This window comes from Arcicella sp. GW458-12-2-14-TSB2, from assembly GCF_059423785.1.
Map to the genome: position 1 here is coordinate 1 of NZ_JBWKYN010000102.1, position 20,368 is coordinate 20,368.

At 34.2% G+C, this 20,368-nt stretch carries 11 protein-coding genes; 8 read left to right on the forward strand and 3 right to left on the reverse strand.

The window, feature by feature from the left end; all coding sequences use genetic code 11:
* The first annotated feature begins 74 nt into the window (after positions 1 to 74).
* Positions 75 to 644, forward strand: coding sequence for a hypothetical protein (locus AC07XN_RS15010; protein ID WP_494743660.1), 570 nt, complete (start codon positions 75 to 77; stop codon positions 642 to 644).
* Here the strand turns inward: AC07XN_RS15010 and AC07XN_RS15015 are convergent.
* Both AC07XN_RS15015 and AC07XN_RS15020 read right to left on the reverse strand, forming a co-directional pair.
* A complete protein-coding gene (locus AC07XN_RS15015) occupies positions 628 to 1,536 on the reverse strand; it encodes a sugar phosphate isomerase/epimerase family protein (RefSeq protein ID WP_494743661.1) in 909 nt (302 codons plus the stop codon). The genes AC07XN_RS15010 and AC07XN_RS15015 overlap by 17 nt on opposite strands.
* A 181-nt stretch (positions 1,537 to 1,717) precedes the next feature.
* Entirely contained in the window at positions 1,718 to 3,433 is a 1,716-nt protein-coding gene (locus AC07XN_RS15020; RefSeq protein WP_494743662.1) for a GMC oxidoreductase, read from the reverse strand.
* A gap of 273 nt (positions 3,434 to 3,706) precedes the next feature.
* Between AC07XN_RS15020 and AC07XN_RS15025 the strand changes: the two genes are divergently transcribed.
* The 7 genes from AC07XN_RS15025 to AC07XN_RS15055 all read left to right on the forward strand — a co-directional run bounded on the left by AC07XN_RS15025 (position 3,707) and on the right by AC07XN_RS15055 (position 19,084).
* Positions 3,707 to 5,467 carry a T9SS type B sorting domain-containing protein gene (locus AC07XN_RS15025; protein ID WP_494743663.1) on the forward strand — a complete coding sequence of 587 codons (1,761 nt, stop codon included), beginning with the start codon at positions 3,707 to 3,709 and terminating at the stop codon, positions 5,465 to 5,467.
* Positions 5,468 to 5,741: 274 nt separating this feature from the next.
* Positions 5,742 to 6,833 (forward strand): carbohydrate-binding family 9-like protein, encoded by a 1,092-nt coding sequence (locus AC07XN_RS15030; protein ID WP_494743664.1) that lies wholly within the window; start codon positions 5,742 to 5,744, stop codon positions 6,831 to 6,833.
* A 30-nt stretch (positions 6,834 to 6,863) separates the two neighbouring features.
* Positions 6,864 to 7,943, forward strand: a complete 1,080-nt coding sequence (locus AC07XN_RS15035) for a family 10 glycosylhydrolase (RefSeq protein WP_494743665.1) — start codon at positions 6,864 to 6,866, stop codon at positions 7,941 to 7,943.
* A gap of 509 nt (positions 7,944 to 8,452) precedes the next feature.
* Positions 8,453 to 11,110 (forward strand): PAS domain-containing protein, encoded by a 2,658-nt coding sequence (locus AC07XN_RS15040; protein ID WP_494743666.1) that lies wholly within the window; start codon positions 8,453 to 8,455, stop codon positions 11,108 to 11,110.
* Positions 11,111 to 11,547: 437 nt separating this feature from the next.
* Positions 11,548 to 14,973 carry a PAS domain-containing protein gene (locus AC07XN_RS15045; RefSeq protein WP_494743667.1) on the forward strand — a complete coding sequence of 1,142 codons (3,426 nt, stop codon included), beginning with the start codon at positions 11,548 to 11,550 and terminating at the stop codon, positions 14,971 to 14,973.
* Between the two features lie 90 nt (positions 14,974 to 15,063).
* Complete coding sequence (locus AC07XN_RS15050) at positions 15,064 to 15,438, forward strand: response regulator (protein WP_309914003.1); 375 nt, start codon at positions 15,064 to 15,066, stop codon at positions 15,436 to 15,438.
* A gap of 91 nt (positions 15,439 to 15,529) precedes the next feature.
* On the forward strand, positions 15,530 to 19,084 hold the full coding sequence (locus tag AC07XN_RS15055; RefSeq protein WP_494743668.1) for a sensor histidine kinase: 3,555 nt from the start codon (positions 15,530 to 15,532) through the stop codon (positions 19,082 to 19,084).
* A gap of 3 nt (positions 19,085 to 19,087) precedes the next feature.
* Here AC07XN_RS15055 and AC07XN_RS15060 read toward each other — a convergent pair whose 3' ends face one another.
* Entirely contained in the window at positions 19,088 to 20,179 is a 1,092-nt protein-coding gene (locus AC07XN_RS15060; RefSeq protein ID WP_309913997.1) for a hybrid sensor histidine kinase/response regulator, read from the reverse strand.
* Between the last annotated feature and the right edge of the window lie 189 nt (positions 20,180 to 20,368).

A 20,368-nucleotide genomic window follows, 5' to 3' on the forward strand; every position in this document is an offset into this window, starting at 1 on the left:
ATCTTAATATTTATCATTTTAAAAATACAAAATCAAGTCGGTCGTTCTCAGCAAAACATTAATTGCATGACTATATGAAAACTAATTTTTTACTTATTTTTTTCTTCCTACCATTAACTTTTGTATATGCTCAAAAACCTCCAGAGTCAAAACAACCTTTTCGTTGTCTTACGTTGCAAATGACAGGCAAAACACGCAATATCCATTTTCATGAAGGTAGTGATATTATTTTAAAAACGTTTGGCAATAGGAAAAAACAACACCTCACAATCGTTCAGCTAAGCGATAGCTCATTTTTTTACTTTCCTTATGAAAACCAACATAGTATTTTTGATCTTCAAGAAATAAAATTCAGGGAGATTAAAAAAATATACTCTCATGGGGAAAAACAACTATTTGCCCTAAAAGGTATTGGGGCATTGGGCGGAGCAGGCGTTTTTCTATTTTCGTTTGATGTACTAAACCAACTCAAAAGCCCGCCTATTGTTATAAATCCTACTATCGTAGCAATCAGTTCGGGCTTTATAGGACTTAGTTTTATTATCAATAAACTTCAACATCCTGCTTACAAAATTTCTAAACGCCATTATTTACGGTTGTATCACATTGAAAACCCAAAATGGCATACTAAAAGTACTTTTTAATGGCTATCGGAAAATCAGGAATCGCTATTTCTGGTTCTTGAATTTCTGGATGCCAAAGTTTTTCCCATTCAAAGCTATAATAACCTTTGTATCCACCTTTTGTCAATACTTTTATTGCTTCTGCGAGGGGCGTTTCGCCCTTACCCAATAGTACGTATTCTTCTTTGCCATTGACCAAATTGGCATCTTTGATATGCGTATGGCGAATATATTGATGTAATTGCTGGTAAACAAAAGTAGGGCTTTCTTTGGTGACAGACCACATATTAAAAATATCCCAAACCATCCCAACATTAGGGTGTTCGGATGCTTTCATTATTTTTAATAGGATATCAGCCTGAATAACTTTTCCGTGAGATTCTAATAGAACGGTAACCGACGAGCCTTTGGCATAATCGCCAAGTTCCAATAATCCCTTTGTGATTAAATCAATGGTTTCGTCATCCCGTTGTTCTTTGGGTAAATCATTAGGGAATACCCTTATAAAGGGACAATCTAGCTTTGATGCTAAATCAATAAACCGTTTAGCATCGTCTAATTGTGCCTTGCGTTTGATAGGATGGGCATGGTGCAATTCTGTAGAAGAACCCAAATCGACAATTTTCAACTTATTATCGGCTACCTTTCTTTTAGTCTCTGCAATATTTACTGCACTAAACTCGGGACATTTTGTCAAATCCAATTGCTTTTGGATTCCTCTGATTTCTATACCGTCATAGGTATTCGCTACGGCATATTTCAAAATGGTATCAAAAGACCAATTAGGACAGCCTAAGGTTGAAAATGATAATAAGGGCTTGGTTTTCTTGAAATCCAAAGAAACTTCAAGCATAGCCAACCCTGCTATGGCGAGGGAGTTAATAAGAAAATCCCGACGGGTATTTGTATTCATGAGGTTTTAATTGTGATTGAGTGAATTAGTGATTGAGTGATTTTTTTGAAACTCATTTACTATGAAAGTACTTTGCTTATCACAACTTATTATCACCTAATTCCTTACGTCTTATGTCTAATTTCTTGATTCCTGCATCTTATATCTAATTTCTTGTGTGTAGTCTCTAATCTCTTCCTCCTCACAACCTCTGTGCTTTCATCTGCTTTACAGCATAGTCAACAGCCCTAGCAGTGAGTGCCATATACGTAAGCGATGGATTTTGAGTAGCCGTAGATGTCATGCAAGCACCATCCGTTACAAATACATTTTTACAACTATGCAACTGATTCCATTTATTGAGCAACGACGTTTTGGGGTCTTTGCCCATTCTGACTCCTCCCATTTCATGATTCTCTGAACCCGGCATTCTGTGGGTTTCGTATAACTGAATATTACTAAAGCCTGCCTTCGTGTACATTTCAGCAAATTGTTCATGAAAATCCTTCATCATTTTGCGGTCGTTTTCATCAAACTTTACTGATATTCTTAATTGTGGAATCCCATATTTATCTTTCAAATGTGGGTCTAACCTCACAGTACTTTCTTCTTTAGGAATGGTTTCGCCCATCATGTGTGAGCCTATTTTCCACAAGCCTAAATCATCCTTCAACAAGTCCCTTTTCAGGTTTTCGCCCATTTCATCAAAAGACTGAATAGGGCTCCTCGAAGCGGAAAAGCCAGCAGCATAGCCTCTTAGAAAGTCAGTTTCTTGTTTGAATACATTTCTGAACCTTGGAATATAGCTTGCATTGGGTCTACGACCGTCAGTTGTAGCATCTAACATCCCATCATACTCGGCTGAAATTCTGCCTTGATAGGTATGAAAAGCAATGAATTTACCCAATAGTCCATTATCATTCCCTAAGCCGTTTGGAAAACGCTTTGAAATGGAGTTCAACAAAATAAGGTTAGAATTGATGGCAGAGGCATTCAAGAAAATGATGTTCGCATAAAATTCCGTCATTTCTCGAGTAATAGCATCTATTACCCTCACCCCTTTAGCTTTGCCTTTTTGCTCATCATAGATAATAGAATGTACAACTGAATGCGGGCGAAGGGTAAGATTCCCTGTTTTCTCTGCCCAAGGAATCGTGGAAGCATTACTACTAAAATATCCCCCAAACGGACAGCCTCTTTCGCACAAAGTACGGTTTTGACATTTCCCGCGTCCTTGCTTTATATAAATCGGCTTACTTTCAGTAATATGCGCTGCTCTTCCGATAATCACATGCCTACTGGTTGCATAGTTTTTAGCCACTTGTTGTTTAAAATGCTTTTCAACACATGACATTTCGTGGGGTGCCAAAAACTCGCCATCTGGTAATTCAGGCAAGCCATCTTTGTTACCAGTAATACCTGCAAATTTTTCAACATAGCTATACCAAGGAGCAATATCTGCATAGCGAATAGGCCAATCTACTGCAAATCCATCACGAGCAGGCCCTTCAAAATCAAAATTGCTCCATCGTTGTGTTTGTCTGGCCCACAAAAGCGACCTCCCTCCTACTTGGTAACCTCGCATCCAAGTAAAAGGGTCATCTTGAATATATTCTTGTTCTGCATCTTTTACTAAAAAATGTAAGGTACTTTCTCCGAAAATATAATGGTCGCGTGGAATTTTATATTCGTCATGAAGTGCCAATGGTACTTTTCCATGATGTTCAAACTCCCAAGGGTTCATCATTGTAGTTGGATAGTCCGTTACATGTTTTACATCTCTCCCTCGTTCTAAAACCAACGTTTTTAAACCCTTTTCTGTTAACTCTTTTGCAGCCCACCCTCCACTAATTCCAGAGCCAATCACGATGGCGTCAAAAGTTTGTTTTTTATTACTATCAATATTAAAGTATGTCATATTGTCAATTACACTTGATGAGTCTATAGCCTTGAAAGCTAAATTTTTAGTTCAATTACTTAAATTAATCAATAGATTTTATAACTTTATCCTGATTAGTAAATCTAATTCTTCCATGCAACGCTTTCTACTGCTTTACCTGTCTATATAATTACTACACATTGCTCCCTTTTATTAAGATTTATACCTTACCTACAGCTTATAATTAATAATGATCTCTCTTGTAAATTCATGAGTTAAAATTCTGTTGGATTATTTCATAACCTGATTGAAATGCAAAAACTTTTATTCATTAGCATATTTTTTGTTTTATCAACTGTTTACAGTTTTGCACAAACAGACTGTACAAATATCGGTTTTGAGCTTGCTAATATTAGTGGTTGGACTGTTACTTCAGGAACCGTCACTGATAATGGCACAAAGACAGAGTTTGGTCCTGAACAATCTGGAGGAATTTATAAGATTACCAATAGTTCAAGTGGTTTTGACCCGAAAATAACGAATGAAAGAATTTCGATGGTAGCACCTGGAAGTAATTATTCGATTCAGTTAGGGAATACAACCGAAACTACGCCTGGAGGTGTATATCATCGATTAAGAACTTCTTTTATGGTGACACAAGACAATACCTTGTTTCAATATAAGTTTGCAGTTATTCTTCAAAATGATAATAACAACCATACTGATGCACAAAAACCAGCCTTCAATATCAACATTACTGATGAAAACGGTGACCCGTTGACTTGTAGTAATTTTAACATCCAACTTTCAAGGTCTGGAACTGCTTCTAATTTTAGTGTCCAAAATTATAATAGTGGGGGTAATATCGAGTACCGCAACTGGACGGTTGGCTCTATCAACTTGTTAAACTATATTGGAAAAAGAATTAATATTGAAGTGACGGCTCATGGTTGTACAAAACAAAAACATTTTGGCTATGCATATTTTGATGCACAATGTCTGAAATCAGAAGTAAAACCTATTGCCGCTTGTCCAGATGCTGATGGTTATATGACATTAAGTGCTCCTGATGGTTTTGAAAAATATACGTGGAGCAATGGCGAAACCACCCCTTCTATTAAAGTATTAGCAAAATTAGGAGATAAATATTCAGTTAAAATACTTCCACAGTCGAGCTTAGACCCTTCTTGCGAACTAAACTTAGACTATACCATTAAATACCAACACCCGTATAATACAATAACTGCTAAAATTTGTGAAGGCGAAAAATATACTCTTGGTACTAAGGATTACAAAACAAGCGGTACATTTATTGAAAATATACAAAGGACTAATATTTGCGACAGTACCGTCACCTTGAATCTTACCGTCAATCCGCTTCTTAAAAAATATCAAGATATTGTCATCTGTGCAGGTACTACTTTAAAGGTTGGTCCTGAAGTTTATAATGCCACAGGTGTATATACTACAACAATTAAGAATGCTGGGCAATGCGATAGTATTGTTACTACTAACCTGAAAGTGATTGACTTTGATGTCACCCTACAAAATAAAGATTTTAGTATCCTTTCGGGTGATAAAGTACTACTGAAAGCCATTGTATCCACTACGGGGAATTATTCTTATTTATGGCAACCCACGACTGATTTAAGTTGTGCTAATTGTGCGGAAACGTGGGCTAGCCCCACAACAACCAGACAATATTCTGTTTATGTAAGTAGTTTAGACGGCAAAGCATGTGAGAAAATAAAAGTAGCCAATATTTCCGTAAGGAGTTGTGGATTGGTTTTTCTACCAGATGCCTTTTCACCTAATAATGATGGTAACAATGACATTTTTTACGCTTTTGCCTCTGGATGTGTCAAACAAATCAAAAACATGAAAGTGTTTGACCGATGGGGAGAAGTTATTTTCTGGAAAGAAAACATCGTTCCTTCACAAGCAAGTTACGGGTGGGATGGCACACACAATGGTTTACCTTCAGACGCAGGCATATACGCCTATGAGGTAGAGGTAGAACTCAATGATGGCACTACTTATAACAGTCAGGGAAGTATTACGCTATTGCGATAATGGTTGATTGATTAAGATTAATTATTATTAATTAATTGTTAATGATATGTAATATAGTACCGAATTTGATTTTTAAATTAAACAAACCTCTCCTGTTTTCTAGTCATTTATGCCTATTTTACTAGTTTATTGAGTATTTATAGGCTTTTCCTTCCCTTATAATTAGTAATTAGAAGTAATTAATCCTTACTTTGTTTAACTAATTATTACAAGCGATTCGTGGTTTTGTATATCCAACGAGCAAAATCGCGACAATTATCCAAATTTAATGTATATGAAAAAATTATTCCTTACTGGGATAATTGGGTTGAAACTGTGCTCTTCGTTCGCCCAAGTTGTTCCTGAACCTCTTCAATACCATTGTTTCCGAAGTACAGAACCCCTAAAAATTGACGGTAAGCTCTCTGAACCAGCATGGCAAAAAGCTAAGTGGACAAGTTTTTTTGTGGATATTGAAGGAGATAAAAAGCCTAAGCCTTTGCAAGCTACTAGGGCTAAGCTTTTATGGGATGATACGCATCTTTATATAGCTGCTGAACTTGAAGAAAAAAATATCTGGGCGTATCAAAACAAAAAAGATCAGATTGTTTTTTTAGAAAACGACTTTGAAGTTTTTATTGATCCAGACGGAGATGCCCAAAACTACTTTGAATTAGAAATAAACGCTATCAACAATACCTTTGATTTATTTCTGCCAAAGCCCTACAGAAATGGTGGCAATGCCTTGATAAGTTGGGATATTAAACAACTTAAGACAGCGGTAAGTATAGAGGGAACAGTAAACAATGCCACAGACACGGATAAACGTTGGGTAATAGAAATGGCGATTCCATTTGCTTCAATCAGCTTAGATAATTATTTAAACAAACCAGAGGATTTGTCGCTTTGGCGAATAAATTTTTCAAGGGTTGAATGGAATCATGATGTGCAGGCGGGTAAGTATAGTCGCAAGAAAAAAGAAGATGGACAAGGTGTGCTTCCAGAATACAATTGGGTTTGGTCTCCACAAGGCAAAATTGACATGCACATGCCAGAAAATTGGGGCTACTTAGTGTTTTCTGATAAAAAAGTAGGGACAGAAGATTTTGATTTCTCTATTCCTGACATTGAAAAAGTAAAACAAATAGCTTGGGATATTTATCATCAACAAAAGGAGTACTTTGCTAAAAATCACCAGTATGCCAAAGAATTATCGCTTTTGGCGATAGACCCTACTATTCTTAAAACTAGCGAATTAGTACACAACATCGAAATAGAAGCTACTAGTCAAACTTTTGTAATAACGATTATTGACAAAGCAGAAAACAATAAAATATTCCTCAATCAGGACAGCCTCCTCAAGATAAGCAAATTGAAGTCTTTATAATTGTAACAATCTTCAACAAAAAACAAAGCAATGGAAAAACGTACTTTCTTAAAACAAATGGGCTTAGGAGCATTAGCTGTTGGTCAAAGTGTTAATTTACTTCAAACACGCCCTTTAGTTCCTGAGAAAAAAAGCACTCAACTAAAAAACTGGGTTTGGATAAACCCTGACCATAAGGAAACAGAAGACGTACTTACTGAACGTTATAAAAAATATAAAGCACATGGCATCACGGGTGTTTTCTTTGAAGCCGACGATGAAAAACATTTTAGAATTGCCAAAAAACAAGGATTGACTACGCATCGCTGGATTTGGACATTGAATAGAGGCGAAGAAAGTCTTTTGAAGGCTCATCCTGAATGGTATGCTATCAACCGCAAGGGGGAATCTTGTGCTACTAACCCTCCTTATGTAAATTATTATAGATGGCTTTGTCCATCTCGTCCAGAGGTAAGAGATTATCTAGAGAAGGCTGTTAAAACAGAATTAAGCAAACCTTATGTAGATGGTATTCACTTAGACTATGTACGTTATTGCGATGTGATTTTAGCAGTAAATCTATGGCAAGTATATGGTATCAAACAAAATCAAGAATTGCCTGAATACGATTTTTGCTATTGTGATGTTTGTCAGGCTAAATTCAAAGAATTGAAAGGGATTGACATCAAAACGGTAGAGAATCCCGACCAAAATTTATCTTGGCGTAAATTCAGATATGACAATGTTACTCGTCTGGTAAATCATTTAGCTAAAACGGCGGCAAGCTTTAAGAAACCTATTACTGCGGCAGTTTTCCCTACGCCAGAAGTAGCTAAAAGAATTGTAAGACAAGATTGGGTAAATTGGAATTTATCGGCTGTATGCCCAATGATTTACCATAAGTTTTATAAAGAAGACGTAAGTTGGATTGGCGATGCCGTAGAAGAAGGCGTAAAGGCATTACATGGAAAATTCCCATTATATGCTGGCTTGTATTTACCCGATTTTGATAGTAATGACGAAATTGTTCAAGGCATCAAATTGGCGTTAAAAAATGGTGCGGCTGGGATTTCACTATTTGGCAATGTAAATGATGATGTATTAAAAGCTTTAGTAAAAGGTACAGCTTAAATAATTGTTTTATTGACAACCCTATAAAATTTGAATTTATCCTTGAGAAGGGACTGATGTCACTTCTTAAGGATAAGCATTTTACTGAATAACCCTGCTTCAAGCAAAAGATTATTAATAAGTATAAGTTCATTATTGCCTACCCCAAAACGACATCTCCTATTTTCTGTTCTCGATAAAAAACAGGTTTAATGATATAATATTGCTGCCAGTTACCTGATTGAAAGTATAATTATTTTCAACATATTTTGTATTTAAACAATAGTGTATTTCATCAAAAAAGCTTTATTGGTACTAAGTATAATCAATACTGTTTTTATCCAAAACTTACCATATATCGAGATTGCTTTAATTTATTATTGTATAAATCACTGTATCTGCATAAATTAAGAGTATATTTAAATTACAATTAATATTATTAAACCATTTTACCTCTGTGTCTTTCACTCTTTCTAACCAATAAGAGGAGATAAAACTGTTTTCCTTACGACGAGATATTTTTTAATGTTATGACAAACTACTTAAAGAATGAATTAGACCTTCATCTAAAAAATGATGAAGAACTTTATGATTTTGTTCAAAAAAATGCGAAAAACGGTTTATGGTTTTGGGATTTGGAGGTATCAAATTTCTGCTGGATAAGCTCAGAAATTGAATTGATATTAGGCTACAATGCTATTTTTGAGTATTCTGTATTTGTAAATCAATTAATAGGCTTTTTCATTGATAATGATTTATTAAACCCTACTAGACTAACTGCTAATAATACTCCGTATCCTCAGTATTTATTGAAGTATATTCATCAAAATGGCTCAACAGTGGCGATGAACTGTGTTTGTAAGATTTTCTATGATGGTGAAGGAAATCCTCATAGACTTTTGGGTGCTAATACACTTGCCCAACATTATGAATTCCCACAGGTAACTTCTGATAAAACTTATAAATCAATAGGTACGTCTATCAAAAACAGTAATGTCTTATTTGTCATGAAAACCGACATTTATGATAATTATAATTTCATTAACGACAACTACCATCAGTTTTTTTGTTCTGATAAAGAATCTTTGCTAGGAACAAACGCTATGCTCTCTGTGATTAAAGATGACCATGAAGTATACAGAGAAACTATTATGAAATGCTTTAGGAGTCCACTTACCCCTTTTTCGGTCTTTCTAAGAAAAATAAATAAACATAGAGAAATCATTACTAATCAATGGGAATTTACAGCCCTAATAGATGATGAAGGCAAACCTTTTGAGATATTATGCATCGGCTACAACGTTTCTGATCATGTTAAGATAGAGAATGATTTATCAGTATTGGTAGCAAACATGACAGATTTACTAATTTCTGTCAATAATCGTGGCATTATTACGTACGTTTCACCCAATATTACAAAGCTATACGATTATGAAGTAAACGAAATAGTAGGGAAATTTTATGCGGATTTCATTCATCATAAAGATTTAGAAACAGGCATACATGCGATAAAAAACGCATTGATTTCGGGTGTGCCGTTTAAAAACCTAGAAATTAGGTTAAAAGAAAAACATGGTTCTTATTACTGGGCAAATATCAATTCTAGTATCAATCCGCTGAACAAGGAAACCATCATGGTGCTTAATGATATAACAGCCCGAAAACACGCTGAAATAGAGCTAACCCGAACCAAGACACTTTTGCAAGAGACTAATCAGGTAGCTAAAATTGGTGGATGGGAGCTTAATATTAGCACAGGTACGTTGTATTGGTCTAAAATTACGAAAGAGATTCATGAGCTTGATGAATGGTATCAACCTACTATTGAAGGCGGGATTAATTTTTATAAAGATGATAAAAGTAGAAGGGTGATAGCCAATGCCATAGAAAACTGTATTAATTTGGGAACTCCCTATGATGTAGAGCTTGAACTCATTACGGTCACTGGCAAAGAAATATGGGTGAGAAGCGTAGGTAAAGCAGACTTTTCAGATTCAAATAGAAAAAGAATTTATGGTACTTTTCAAGATATTACAGAAGCAAAGCTTGCTGAAGAACAACTCAAGAAAACAAAAGCTTTATTAGAACAAACCAATAAGCTAGCCAGAATTGGGGGCTGGTCATTTGATGTAGCCACAGGGGATATTTATTGGTCTGATGTAATAAAAGAGATTCTTGAAGTGAGCCTAGATTTTAATCCCACCTTTGAAATGGGAATTGCTTTTTATAAAGAAGGCTTTTGCCGAGAATTAATAGAAAATGCCATTCAGAACTGCATAGAATATAGAACACCCTTTGAAGTAGAAACTAAAGTAATAACTACCACACAAAAAGAAATTTGGGTGAAGCTTATAGGAAAACCTGAAATGGAAGACAACAAAATCAAACGAATTTTTGGCACATTTCAAGATATTCACCAGTCTAAAATAGCGGAAGAGAATAAAAAAAATATACAGAATTTAGAAATCCTTCTGACCCAAGAGAAGCAATTAAATCAGCTAAAATCAAGATTTATCTCGCTCACATCTCATGAGTTCAGAACGCCCTTATCAGTCATTTTAGGAAGTACGGAATTATTAGATGTTTACATTAGCAAAATAGAAGATGCCCAAATAAAATTTAAAACGAATAAACAATTAGATAATATTATTACGCAGGTTAATAGGCTAACAGGGATTATCACCGATATATTAAATTTAGAAAAGACCGCAGAAGGCAAAATTGTTTTACAAAAACAGCCTTTGTTGATTAAAGAGTTTCTTGAAAATATGGCTCAGGAATTTCAATATCAACCCAATGAACATAGAAGCCTAACATTATTTCTTCCTAGTGAAGAAAAAGAAATAATTTCAGATGAGTCTATCTTACGGCACGTCATGAATAACCTGATTGGCAATGCCTTTAAATATTCCAGAGGCATATACCAGAACCCCGAAATTCATTTAACTTATTTTGATAATCATTTTTGTATTAATGTAAAAGATTACGGGATAGGCATTCCCCAAACTGAGCAAAAATATTTATTTGAAACCTTTTTCAGAGCTAGTAATGTAATAAAAACCGAGGGAACGGGCTTAGGATTGAATATTGCCAAAGAATTTACGGAAAAGCTACAGGGTGAAATTAGTTTTGAAAGTGAAGAAGGAAAAGGGTGTAAATTTACGCTCATATTTCCTTATAGCATTTAAGTATAGCATATTGTCTTTTTACATCTTTATTTGTATCACTAGAGAGGGACTTAAGTTCCTCTCTAGTGATACAAATAAAGATGTAAAAAGCTACTGGCACCCTAACAACGTTATCGCCCTTATTTTCAGAACAATAGCAATTTTTCATTAACGTTTCTACCTGAAAATCAATTATTTAATTTTTATTTTTTAGCCTTTTAACTTACTTTTTCTACACTCTATTACTCCTACCTACAGCCATCACATAAACACAAAAAAGGATTGATTATAATTTACTTTTCGTCATTGTAAATAGACTTCCTTTTAATTAAATTGCTGAACATAAGCCTCTAATTTTAATATTCAAATAATTTACTTTGTTTTCTTACTTAGCGTAAAAACATTTTATCTTATGATAACCTTTGTCATAAATTTGCAAGTAATATAAGTTTATAAATATGGCAAATTATTTAAAAAATGAGCTTATAGCACTTATTCAAGCTGATTCAACCATTTTTGACTTTATTCAAGAATTTGCACTTGATGGATTTTGGTTTTGGGATGCCAAAACTCATAGCGATTGTTGGGTAAACCCTAAGTTAGCATCTATACTTGGTTATCATACAGATACGGAATACAACATCCTACAAAATCAATGGTTGGATATTTTTAAAGAGAAAGAGCTTTCCCTCCTCTCATCAAATAACCATAACACTATATGTTATGTTGATGCTATCACTACCTATTATGTCCATAAAGATGGGAGTATTATCAACATGAGTTGCTCCTTAAAGCATATATATGATGCGGATGGAAACATTAGTAAAATATTAGGTGCAAACACCCTACAGCATGACGTTAGTCCTCCACAAAAAGCAGATAATAATTTTCATACATCTATAGGCGAATCTATTATAAACAGTGAGTTTTTGTATGTAGTCAAAACAGATTTATATGGAAATTACACCTATATTAATGATTATTTTCATAAGGTTTTTAGTGTTGATAAAACAGCAATTTTAGGTACAAATAGATTATTATCAATTATTGAAGAAGACCGAGCGATTTGTCAGGAGACTGTCTTAAAATGCTTTTTGTATCCTTCAAAACCTTTTAAAGTAATTCTTCGAAAAAAGAATAAGCAACAAGAAATAATAACGAATCAATGGGAGTTTACAGGGCTGATAAACGATGAAGGAAAAACAATTGAGATACTTTGCGTAGGTCATAATGTCTCTGAACTAATAAAGACGGAGAACGATTTATCTATTTTGGTTTCAAACATGACCGATTTATTGATTTCAGTAAATCACCTTGGAATCATCACCTTTGTATCGCCAAACGTTACAACACTATATCAATATGACATAGATGAAATATTGGGCAAATTGTACTTAGATTTTGTACTAGATGAAGACATTGCACCAGCACTTCAGGCCGTTAGGAAAACGATTGCTACGGGTATTCCCTTTGTTAATCTTGAAATAAGACTAAAAAGAAAGGACGGTTCATGGTATTGGACGAGCATCAATTCTAGTATTCACCCTTATAATAAAGAAACGATTTTGGTAATTAATGATATTACAGCCAAAGTAGATTCATTAAACCAACTTAAACAAACCAAAGAGTTATTAGAAGAAGTCAGTGAAGTAGCTAATATAGGAGGTTGGGAATACTTCCCTGCCAGTAAAATTTTGTTCTGGTCAGATACTACTCGAAAAATCTATGATTTACCGAGTGAGTTCAGTCCTGATTTGAAAAAAATTCTTAAGTTTTTCAAAACTAAGAGTAAAAAAACCTTTTTGATGGCGCTAAAAAAAGGTATTCAAAAAGGGATTACGTCTAATTTGGAATTAGAGATTATTACTGCTAGGCAACGACATATTTGGCTGCGAAGTATTATTAAAACTGATTTCGTTAATGGTGTTTGTACGAGAGTATATGGTACTTTTCAAGATATAAATCAATTAAAAAAATCTGAAATTGCCAGAGAGAAATCATCAAAATTGTTGGAGCGTTTAGCCAAGCAAGTACCGGGAACATTGTATCAATTTCAACTTTTTGATGACAATCGCTACTTTTTCTCGTATGTTTCTCGACAGCTCATCTATTCGCAGGGATTAGAAAAATTAAATCCTGAAGAAAGGACTAAAGCATTGTTTAAACTCATCCACCCTGATGACTATGCAATGGTAATGGAGGAAATTCAAAAAACCTACAAAACCTTAGCTTTAACAGATATTGAGTTTAGGGTAATTTTACCTTCACAAAAAGAGAGGTGGCTAAAGGCAACTTCAACACCCGAACGATTGAGTGATAGTGTAATATGGCATGGTTATATGAGCGATATTACAGATAGGAAAATAGCAGAGGAGGAATTGAAGCAAACTAGAAATGTCCTTCAGGAAACCAATCAAGTGGCACGAATAGGCGGTTGGGAAGCAGACATCAATACTAATATTGCTTCTTGGTCACAGATTACAAGAGAAATACATGAATTTGATGAAGACGCTACTACTGTTAATGTTTCAGATGGCATAAGCCATTATAAAGAAGGTTATAGCAGAGAAAAAATCAAGAAAGTTTTTTCTGATTGTATTCAATTTGAAACGCCATTCGATGTGCAAGTACAATTGATTACAGCTAAAAACAGAGAAATATGGGTAAGGGTAATCGGCAAAGCTGATTTCAGCATTCCAACCAAAAAAAGAATATATGGTACTTTTCAAGACATCACTGATATAAAGCTAGCAGAGGAACAACTAAAAAGAACAAGAGATTTGCTTGAAGAAAGCAATAGAGTAGCACGTGTGGGTGGGTGGTCTATAGATGTGGCTTCTAATACCATTTATTTGTCTAAAGTAATCAAAGAAATTGCCGATATACCCTATAATCTTCAACCAACTATTGAAGAAAGTTTGTTATTTTATAAAGAAGGAATTAGTCGGCAGCTCATCACCAACGCTGTTCACAATTGTATTCAACTAGGTACTGCATTTGAAATTGAAGTACAAATTGTGAATGCTCAACATGAAGGAACCTGGGTAAAAGTTATCGGAAAAGCAGAATTGGAAGGCGAAAAAGTAAAAAGAGTATATGGTATTTTCCAAGATATCAATCAATACAAAATAGCAGAACAAAATGCGAAGAATCTTCAGAAGTTAGAGGTTTTGTTGACGAAAGAAAAGCAATTAAATCTTCTTAAATCAAGGTTTATTTCATTAACCTCACATGAGTTCCGCACACCCCTTGCGGGTATTTTAGGTAGTGCAGATTTATTAACCTTGTATGTGGAAAAGGTAGGGAATGAGTTCATAAAAAATAAAATACAAGAGCACATTAATCATATAACCTCGCAAGTGGATAGACTGACGGGCATTGTGGCGGATGTACTAACCTTAGAAAAAACCGCCGAAGGCAAAATCATTGTAAAGCTTAAAGCGACAGCTATTAAAGCCTTTTTAGAAAAATTAACCAAAGAATTATATATTAACCTTCGTGAGGACAGAAAGCTAACCATGATTTTGCCAGAAGAAGAGAAAGAAATCTTGACTGATGAATCATTATTACTCCATATCATGAATAATTTAATCAGTAATGCTTTTAAATATTCACGCGGGGTAAACAAAAGTCCTGAGGTTCAGTTACTCTACAATGAACATTGTTTTATTATCATTGTTAAAGACTATGGAATGGGTATTCCCGCAAAAGATCAACAACATTTATTTGAAACTTTCTTCAGGGCAACGAATGTAATTAGTACAGAGGGTACGGGCTTAGGATTAAGTATTGCCAAAGAATTTACCGAAAAACTAGGCGGAACGATAGATTTTGAAAGCGAGGAAGGAGTTGGAAGTATATTTACGTTAAAACTTCCTTATTAAAATTTGTAAACTCTTTCTTTGAAGAAGACAAAAATTATTGTAAATTAATTAACCATTTATTTATGAAAAACTTACTTTATAAATCACACAATGAAAACTAAAATATTATTTGTTGAAGACGACGTTGTTCTTAGGAACAATTACGTTGAGATTTTAGAGTTATTTGATTTTACCGTCATCCCTGCTGAGGATGGTGAAGAAGCGATGGAAATTCTTCAAAATGAATATATAGATGTAATTGTTTCTGATATAAGAATGCCCCGTATGAATGGTTTACTATTTTTGAAGAATGTCCGTGCCGAAGAAAAGTGGGCTAATTTACCTTTTATTTTACTATCTGCACATGCTGAAAATTCTGATTATGAAAACGGAATAAAAAGCGGAGCCAATGAATATTTAACAAAGCCTATCAGAGGCAAAGATTTGGTAAATGCTATTCAAAATGTAATTGCTGAAGTACAATAAATAATATAACTGCTAATAAAAATACTGTACTGCTAAATAAGTATTAAAGAGTAGGCCCTAAGATGTGATTTAACCTATATAAACAATAGTAATGGAAGATAGTCAAATTTCTTCAAATGAAATCCTTCGTTTGTCCGCCCTAAAGGAATTAAATTTACTTGATACTCCCGCCGACCAAGATTTTGATGATATAATCACTTTAGGTATACAGATAAGTGGTGCTACTATTGCTTTGATTAGCCTTATGGATTCAGACCGCCAATGGTTTAAATCAAAAATTGGTATTGACTTTTGCGAAGTATCTCGCAATGACTCTTTCTGCAAGCACATCATCCAAACAGAGTCTATGATCCTAGTGGAAGATGCACTTAATGACGACCGCTTCAAAAATAATCCCTTCGTGATAGGTGAGCCTTATGTGCGTTTCTATTTAGGTATTCCCATCAAAAATCAAAAAGGATTTATACTAGGCACTCTGTGTATTCTTGATACTAAAATATTAAAATTAAGCTCCCGACAAATTAATAGCTTGCAGATTCTGGCGAGACAAGCTCAATCTTTATTTAATAAAAAATCGGAGCTTCTTCATTCAGAGAAAATCCTTTCTACTTATGTAAACAACACCCTAGATTCTATTATTTTATTAGATAAAGATAAAAACATCATCGATTCTAATAAGATTTTTCAAAAGAGAGTTAGGGAATTATTACACAAAGAATACCATCAAGGAGCGAATATATTTGACTACTCGCATCCTTCCACACATAGTCTTATTAACGAACACTTCGCCAAAACTATCCTTGGCGAAGAAATAAAAACAGAAATGTTTATTCCCTTTGATAGTGGTGATAGGTGGTATAAGGTTCTGTTTTTCCCAATTAGAGATTCTTTTCATGAAATTATTGGTGTAATGATTTCATTGACTAATATTACTGACCAAAAAAACTATGAAAAACAATTACAGTCGCTAAATAATGAACTTAACTTTCATTATACGAACTCGCCATTAGGGGTAATTAATTGGGATAGTACTTTGACCATTAAAAGTTGGTCAGAACAAGCGGAAGTGATTTTTGGCTGGAAAGCCTTTGAAATTGTGGGGAAATCATTATCTGAAATAAATATTATTCACGAAAGTGATGTCGTTAAAGTAAGCGAGTATGCTGATGAAATGCTGAGTGGAAGAGTAAATAGGCTGACTTCAAAAAATAGAAATCTAACAAAAACAGGAGAAACTATTTATTGTAATTGGCACAATTCTATCTTAAAAGATGAAAATGGCAAAGTGATTTCTATTTTATCTTTAGTAGAAAACGTTACGGATGTTATCAAAATCGCTAGAGATTTAGAATTAAAGAAAAGTAATTACGAGGCTTTGATTAACAGCACAGACGATTGTATTTGGAGTATAGATACTAATTATCGGTTAATCACTATGAATAATGCATTCCTAAAGAGTTTGGATTTTTCATTAGAGACTAAATATAATATTGGCGATTCAGTATTTAAAACTCCAATGCCTGATGCACTAAAAGAATTTTGGAAAGATTTGTACGATAGAGTATTCCAAGGGGAACACTTTACGACTGATTTGCAACTACCCGATTTAAAGCCTAATGGTGACGAAGAAATACATTTTGAAATTAAAGCAAATCCTATCTCAAAAAATGGAATAATAGTAGGGGCTGCCTTATTGTTGAGAGACGTATCTGAACAAAGAATTGCGGAACAAAAATTATGGGAATCTGAAGCAAACCTCCAAGCTATTTTTAACACAACTGATACTGGCTACATCCTTATTAACAATCATTTAGATGTAGTTTCATTTAATAAAATTGCTAGCGATATTTCTTCGCAGAATTTCTTTAATGCCAATAAAAAAGCGAAAATAGGAACTCCTATCTTAGATTATTTCCCTGAAGAAAGAAAACCTATCCTTCAGAAAATGATGCTGACCGTTTTGGAAGGCAAGAAGATTGAATACGAAATCAATTTCCCCCAACCCAATGGCACAACAAACTGGTATTACGTAAGATTATACCCCATAGAGAACAAAACGAATCAGAACTATGGACTGGTAATGGCGTTATCGGATATTAGTAATCAAAAACTCTCTGCTATTGAGCTGAATATCAGCAAAGAAAGATTTGACCTCGCCGTAAAAGGCTCTAGTGACGGAATTTGGGATTGGGATATTGCCCACAACATCACTTATTTATCTCATAGATTTAGGGATATGTTGGGGTACCCTCATGATGAAATATACCTCAATATTCCATTTCTTACTTTTTTGAAAGAATCGAGCCACAATGATGATGTAGATTCGGTTACTTCTGCTATTAACAGACACCTTGAACAACGTGATATTTTTCATCATGAGTTTAGGCTAAAAACTACAACAGATATTTATCGATGGTTTTTAATTCGTGGGCAAGCTACGTGGGATGAAGAAAATCGTCCTTCAAGAATGGCTGGTTCATTAACAGATATTACCGAGCGTAAACTAGCGGACAAGCAATTACAACAAAGCGAAAAAATGTTTAGCGATTTAGCTAAAAACTCGCCAGGTATTGTTTTCCAATTCTGTGTTGAACCTGATGGTTCTTCTTATTTCACTTATTTAAGCGATAAAGGTCATGAGATATTTGGGACTTTGATAAATGATAAAGACTGGGCATCAAAAATAAAAATTTCTCATAAAGAAAGGAATGCTTTCTTCAACTCTATCGCAGTGGCTATTCTCAACAAAAAAGAATGGAACTATGAAGGAGAAATAGAAACAAAGGATGGCAAGAAAAAATGGTTTCAGGGACTAGCAAGTCCGATAATTAAAGAAGATAAAATCACGTATAATGGAATATCTTTTGATATTACTGAAAGAAAGATTGCAGAGGAAGACCGTAAGAATTTACGAAAATTAGAAATCTCTCTTGCTAAAGAAAAGGAAATTAGTAACCTAAAATCAAGGTTTATTTCTCTGACTTCTCATGAATTCAGAACGCCCATTACGGCCATTGTCACAAGTGCTGACTTATTGGATTTTCACACCAAACAGATTGTTGGCGATAATGTTCTAAAACATAAAATTAAAATGCATATCGACAAAATAATCCTCCAGACTAGTCGACTAGAGGGCATGTTGAAAGATATTTTAATCATTGGCAAAACAGCGGACGGGAAATTGCCTGTTAAACCTCACCCTATTAACATTAATAAATTCTTGAATGATATTAATAGTCAATATTATACCAATAGAAAAGATGGTAGGAAACTAAGGATGTTCTTGAGCGAAGAATATAAGGAAATATCTACTGACCCTGTTTTATTAAGCCATATTATCAGTAATTTAGTCAACAATGCCTTTAAATATTCTGCTAATGCCCAAGAGCCAGAGCTTCATTTAAAGTATTATCCTTCATTTTTTTCCATTACCGTAAAAGATTATGGGATAGGTATTCCTCCAGAAGACCAAGAACATTTATTTGAAACTTTCTTTAGAGCCAATAATGTCTTGAACATTGAAGGTACAGGCTTAGGATTAACTATCACCAAAGAATTCACCAAAAAATTAGGGGGTGATCTCAACTTTAGTAGTAATCAATCCAAAGGAAGTACTTTTATACTTAGACTTCCCTATTCATTGTAAATTTTAATCAATTTGTAATACTGGGATTTTGAGGATAACCTCAAAAATATTAGCATTTGTATTCACTTCTAAACTTCCCCTTTGTTTGGTAGCCCATTCCTTTACAATGTATAAACCCAATCCAGAGCCATTCATATCTTTAGAGTAATGTGCCTGATAAAAGGGTTTTATCAACGCTGTACTCATAGAATATGAGCCTTTATAATAGTTTGTTATTTTTAATACAAACATATTATTTTCTGAAAAGGCTTCAGAACGTATTTCGAACCTAGGGTCAGAATACTGAATTACATTTTGAAGTAATTCAGTAAGCATTTGCTCTAGCAATTCTCTGTCACAACCAAACCAAAAAGAGCTTTCACCTTTAAAAGAAATATCAAATTGGATATTTGTACTATTCTTTAAGAAATCGAAAATGGTTTGGTGCAACTCAGAAACATCCACATTTGCTTTGCTGTGAGAATTTCCCCAAGGGTCTACCCTATGTGCTAATTGATTATACCACAACAGTTTACGAGTTACCCTAAGCATCCTTTGACCAGAAACTTGGATAGCTTTTACAATACTATTGGCATCTTTTAAATCATTTTGGTTAATCATCTCTTCAAGGAGCGTACCAAAGTTGATGATGCCATTCAAGGGTGTTAGGTATTCGTGTGTAGAAATTTGGTAGAATACATCAATGGCATTTTTCCTTGTTTCAATCGCAGCGTTTACTTTTTTAGCTGAGCTTATTTCTATCCTTGCTTGAATAGTTTCAATTAAATCTTTTGACGAATAAGGCTTTGTTAAAAAATCGTCGGCTCCAAGATTCATCCCTTTTCTCTTGTCTGTTAAATCTGCTAAGCCCGATAGGAAAATAAAAGGTAAATTAATAAATCCCTTGTCTTGCCTTATTATTCTCAGGACGTCGAACCCATCCATTGAGTCTAGCATAATATCACAAACCACCAAGTCTGGAATAATCTCTTCTATTAGCAAAATTCCCTCTTTACTACTATTAGCTACAAAACATTCATAGCCATTGAGCGTTAAAATTAAACTAGTATTTTCAGCAAGAAGTAAATCATCTTCAATGAGTACTATCCTAGACATGTCTTTATCGTTTAGTCGGTAGATTATTTCAAATATAAGTACCTCAATATCTTAAATTTGGTTGCTTTATATTCATCACGTTCATAAATTTTAATATTATTTGTACTACATAATACGTTAAAAATAAACAATTTATCAGTCTTTTCATAGAAGTAATATATTCTATTTCTCAAAAACAAGATAATATAT

Excerpts from the sequence above, each read along its gene's own strand:
- AC07XN_RS15010 (WP_494743660.1), top strand. The coding sequence starts at position 75 with ATGAAAACTAATTTTTTACTTATTTTTTTCTTCCTACCATTAACTTTT.
- AC07XN_RS15015 (WP_494743661.1), bottom strand. The coding sequence starts at position 1,536 with ATGAATACAAATACCCGTCGGGATTTTCTTATTAACTCCCTCGCCATA.
- AC07XN_RS15020 (WP_494743662.1), bottom strand. The coding sequence starts at position 3,433 with ATGACATACTTTAATATTGATAGTAATAAAAAACAAACTTTTGACGCC.
- AC07XN_RS15025 (WP_494743663.1), top strand. The coding sequence starts at position 3,707 with ATGCAAAAACTTTTATTCATTAGCATATTTTTTGTTTTATCAACTGTT.
- AC07XN_RS15030 (WP_494743664.1), top strand. The coding sequence starts at position 5,742 with ATGAAAAAATTATTCCTTACTGGGATAATTGGGTTGAAACTGTGCTCT.
- AC07XN_RS15035 (WP_494743665.1), top strand. The coding sequence starts at position 6,864 with ATGGAAAAACGTACTTTCTTAAAACAAATGGGCTTAGGAGCATTAGCT.
- AC07XN_RS15040 (WP_494743666.1), top strand. The coding sequence starts at position 8,453 with ATGACAAACTACTTAAAGAATGAATTAGACCTTCATCTAAAAAATGAT.
- AC07XN_RS15045 (WP_494743667.1), top strand. The coding sequence starts at position 11,548 with ATGGCAAATTATTTAAAAAATGAGCTTATAGCACTTATTCAAGCTGAT.
- AC07XN_RS15050 (WP_309914003.1), top strand. The coding sequence starts at position 15,064 with ATGAAAACTAAAATATTATTTGTTGAAGACGACGTTGTTCTTAGGAAC.
- AC07XN_RS15055 (WP_494743668.1), top strand. The coding sequence starts at position 15,530 with ATGGAAGATAGTCAAATTTCTTCAAATGAAATCCTTCGTTTGTCCGCC.
- AC07XN_RS15060 (WP_309913997.1), bottom strand. The coding sequence starts at position 20,179 with ATGTCTAGGATAGTACTCATTGAAGATGATTTACTTCTTGCTGAAAAT.